Origin of the sequence: Pseudomonas sp. (assembly GCF_026224925.1) — a bacterium.
GTDB lineage: Bacteria > Pseudomonadota > Gammaproteobacteria > Pseudomonadales > Pseudomonadaceae > Aquipseudomonas.
This window is the reverse complement of record NZ_JAMFRV010000280.1, coordinates 1-3,795: the sequence shown is the minus strand read 5'-3', so window position 1 is coordinate 3,795 and position 3,795 is coordinate 1. Positions and strand designations below refer to the sequence as shown.

Annotated in this window: 3 protein-coding genes and 1 pseudogene; 3 read left to right on the top strand and 1 reads right to left on the bottom strand. The window is 56.1% G+C overall.

Annotated features, from left to right (window positions below; all coding sequences use genetic code 11):
- A pseudogene (locus M0974_RS12165) lies at nt 1-320 on the top strand (DUF3417 domain-containing protein); the annotation flags it as partial.
- Between the two features lie 25 nt (nt 321-345).
- On the opposite strand, the gene M0974_RS12160 reads toward M0974_RS12165, so the two are convergent.
- Nucleotides 346-1,608, bottom strand: a complete 1,263-nt coding sequence (locus tag M0974_RS12160) for an arsenic transporter (protein ID WP_297836539.1) — start codon at nt 1,606-1,608, stop codon at nt 346-348.
- A 587-nt stretch (nt 1,609-2,195) separates the two neighbouring features.
- Here M0974_RS12160 and M0974_RS12155 point away from each other — a divergent pair.
- Entirely contained in the window at nt 2,196-3,194 is a 999-nt protein-coding gene (locus M0974_RS12155; RefSeq protein ID WP_297836538.1) for a response regulator, read from the top strand.
- Between the two features lie 2 nt (nt 3,195-3,196).
- On the top strand, nt 3,197-3,795 hold a 599-nt coding region (locus M0974_RS12150), incomplete at its 3' end, for a sensor domain-containing diguanylate cyclase (RefSeq protein WP_297836536.1).

Here is a 3,795-nt window from a genome sequence, read left to right as displayed (position 1 = left end):
GCTGGAGTGATATTCGCTTCCTGCAACTGGACATGCAACCGCACGCGGGACGTTATGTTGTGGCGCTGCACATGGACCTTGCAGGACTGTCCCCGTCGTTGCTGCGGGTGCAACTGTACGTTGAAGGGTTGAAGGGCGGGGAGGCGGACATCTTCGATTTGAACCTCGATCTGGCGGCGCAGGCCGACAGCTTGCTGCTGTACCGAGGCGAAGTGCCCGATGATCGTCCTGCCCAGGCTTACACCGCTAGGGTGATTGCCAGCGACGCCGCAGGCTGGGCGGTGCCGCTGGAAGTGGGTCTGATTGCCTGGCGAGACTGACCCGCATCGGCGTCAAATCAGCGGTTTAACCGCCGCTGATGGACAACGCTGCCATGGCGCCGACCAAGGCCGGAGGCATCACTAGAATCCCGACTTTGAGGAAGTCGATAGCGCTGACGTGCTCGCCTTCGCGCCGCACCGCGATCAACCATAACAACGTCGCCAGAGAGCCGGTAATCGACAGGTTCGGCCCGAGATCGACGCCAATCAACAGCGCACTGGTGGTGTGCGTCGGCAGTTGGGCAATATGCCCCACGGAGCCCGCAATCAGTCCCATAGGCAGGTTGTTGATCAGGTTGCTGGCGATCGCCACGGCAATCCCCGCGCCCCACGTAGCTTGGCCCGCAGAGTGATCGGCAAGGGTCGCCAAATGGTGCGCCAGCACATCAATCACGCCTGTTTGCGCCAGTCCTTCCACCAGCACGAACAAGCCGCCTACTAGCGGCAACACCGCCCATGACACGCCTTTGAGCACCGGCATCGGGTTCATGCGCTGACGCAGGTGGATCAAACTGGCGGTAGCAATACCGGCACAAAACGTTGGCAGCCCCAATTGTAGGTCGAAGGCCGACGCCAGCAGCAACACGATGGCCGTGAGCAAAATGCCAAACGCAGTAAGGCGTGCGCCACTGGAGAGGGGTTGAAGCGCGATAACCGTTTCCAGTGGCAGACGAAGATGTTTGCGCTGGGTGAACCGTAGCGCGACATACGTCAGCCCAATTGCAGCAATAGAGGGCAGGGTGAAGTGCCACAGCCACGTCAATAACGGCGGCATATGGCTGCCGAAAATAACAAGGTTGGCCGGGTTGGAAATCGGTAGCACGAAACTTGCCGCGTTGGCGATAAAGGCACATACGAACAAGTACGGCAGCGGCTCGGCCTTGGCAGCTTTGGCGGCGGCATACACCGCCGGCGTTAGAACCACCGCGGTGGCGTCATTGGAGAGAAATACCGTGACCAGCGTGCCGACCAGGAACACCAAATCGAATAGCCGCTGACCGGAGCCCTTGGCGTGCTGTGCGGCGTACATCGCCAGCCAGTCGAACAGGCCTTCTTGGCGCGCCAGCTCCGCAAGCACCATCATGCCGATCAGGAACAGATAAACGTCGGTGCCTTTGGCAACCGCCGCCAGCGCAGAGGGCCATGGGATAAACCCAAAGCCCGTCAATAACGCGGCGGCGCTTAAGGCCCAGACATATTCCGGCACGCGCCATGGGCGAAAAATAACACCACACGTTGCTACTGCTGCGACGACCCAGATGACCGCGTTTGGATCGAGTCCAAGCATGCAAATCCTTAAAAGTGAAGGCAAAACAGTCGACCCACAAAGGTGCGGGTTGCACTAAGAGCTGGCAAACCTGTTGTCAGGCTCAATGTGCACAGACGTTGTATCACGTTGTGTCGTAAAAATGATCCTGTGCGTAGGGTGACGCGAGGGGCTGGCACGTTTCGGCAAGTAACAGTTTTGAACCATTGGTCTGTCCCCTAGGCGCTAAGTCATTGCGTAGTAGCCGCCTATTTAAAGAGGATATCTACAGAATCGATGAAGTAGACGCTACCTTCAGCGTACTGCGGGGATCTGCTTCGAACGGCTGAAGGTCAATGTGCACGGCCGTCTTCATTAAATAGCGAGTCGGGCCGATAATAGAATAGTGGCTATTTGGTAGTAATTCGGTAAGGGGGGGATTTCTATCGCCAATTAGCACAAAAATTGCATGTCGCAGGAACCCATGGTTATAAGGATGCTTGTTTTACTCAGTTTCCCTAAACCTTCTTCGCGCACGGATGGGCGCTTCGCACTATAGTGGTGCATCAAGTGGTGCGTCAGCACGTTGCCGCTGACCTGAAACTCTTTAAGCAGTGAGACAAGAACAGATGCCCACGATTCCCCTGCTGATATGCGACGACTCCAACATGGCGCGCAAGCAGCTACTAAGGGCATTACCCACCGATTGGGATGTCTCGGTCACCCTGGCGACTAACGGCAAGGAAGGCATTGATGCCATTCGCCAAGGGTTGGCGAGTGTGGTCCTGCTCGACCTGACTATGCCGGAAATGGACGGCTATCAGGTGCTGGCAGCTATTCAGGCGGAGCAACTGCAGACCAAGGTCATCGTTATTTCCGGCGATGTGCAAACTGAAGCGGTGCGTCGGGTCATGGCAATGGGCGCATTGGCCTTCCTGAAAAAGCCCGTAGAACCCCTCGAACTTAAAACCCTGCTGGTTGATCTTGGGATACTCGTCGAGTCGAAAAGCGCAGTGGCTATCGTCCCGCCAAGCGCTATACCCGCAACCAGTTTTCAGGATGCGTTTCGAGAGGTAATCAACATCGCCATGGGCCGTGCGGCGGCGTTACTGGCGCGGGTGCTCGGGGTGTTTGTGCATTTACCGCTGCCAAACGTGAACATGCTGGAGGTCGGTGAGTTGCATATGGCGTTGGCCGATGCGCAGGCCGGCGAGGAATTGACTGCGGTCTGCCAGGGCTACATCGGTGGCGGAATCGCCGGTGAGGCACTGTTGATTTTTCACCGTTCTGAAATTGCTGATATGGCGAAATTGATGCAGCGGGACTCCGTTGACTATTCCGACATGGAAATGCTTTTGGACCTGTCGACCATTCTGATTGGCGCCTGTTTAACGGGTATTGCCGAGCAGATTGATGTGGTGTTCTCCCAGGGCCACCCGCAAATATTGGGTGCGCAGGGCGGTATCGAAGAGTTGATCCGGGTTAACCAGCGACGCTGGAAGAAAACCCTCGCCGTTGAGCTCAGCTATAGCATTGAGGGTCACAATATTCATTTTGATCTGTTGCTGTTGTTCACCGAAGACTCGGTTGATCGGCTCACCAAAAAACTTGCCTACGTGATGAGCTGACCATGAACGAACACATCGATATGAAAGAGCTGCATTGGCTGTTGACCATCGCCCAGAGTATCGACGTAGGCGTCGTTGTATTTGACCGAGACTATAGGGTTCAGGTCTGGAACACCTTCATGGAAAATCGCTCTGGTGTCGTGCCCAGCGAGGCCCAGGACACCTCCTTTTTTGACTTGTTTCCAGAGGTCAATAAGGCCTGGTTTAGCAAGAAAGTCGAGAGCGTGCTGACCCTTGGCACGCCGGCCTTCACTATTTGGGAGCAACGTCCGTATTTGGTGCATTTCAAGAACTACCAGCCAATCACCGGCCAGGAAGACTTCATGTACCAGAACACCACGCTGTTCCCATTGCGTTCGACTTCGGGCGACATCAGTCATATTTGCCTGGTGATCTACGACGTGACCGGCGTGGCGACCCATGCCCATCAATTGCAGGCCGCCAACCGCCAGCTACAGGTGCTGTCGAGCACCGATCGACTCACCGGGTTGTACAACCGGGGTCACTGGGAAGAGTCGGTCAAACTTGAGTACGCCAGGCATTGCCGCTACGACACGGCGACTACGATGGTGATGTTCGATATAGATCATTTCAAGCGCGT

Coding starts and splice junctions, on each gene's coding strand:
- M0974_RS12160 (WP_297836539.1), bottom strand. CDS start 1,608: ATGCTTGGACTCGATCCAAACGCGGTCATCTGGGTCGTCGCAGCAGTA.
- M0974_RS12155 (WP_297836538.1), top strand. CDS start 2,196: ATGCCCACGATTCCCCTGCTGATATGCGACGACTCCAACATGGCGCGC.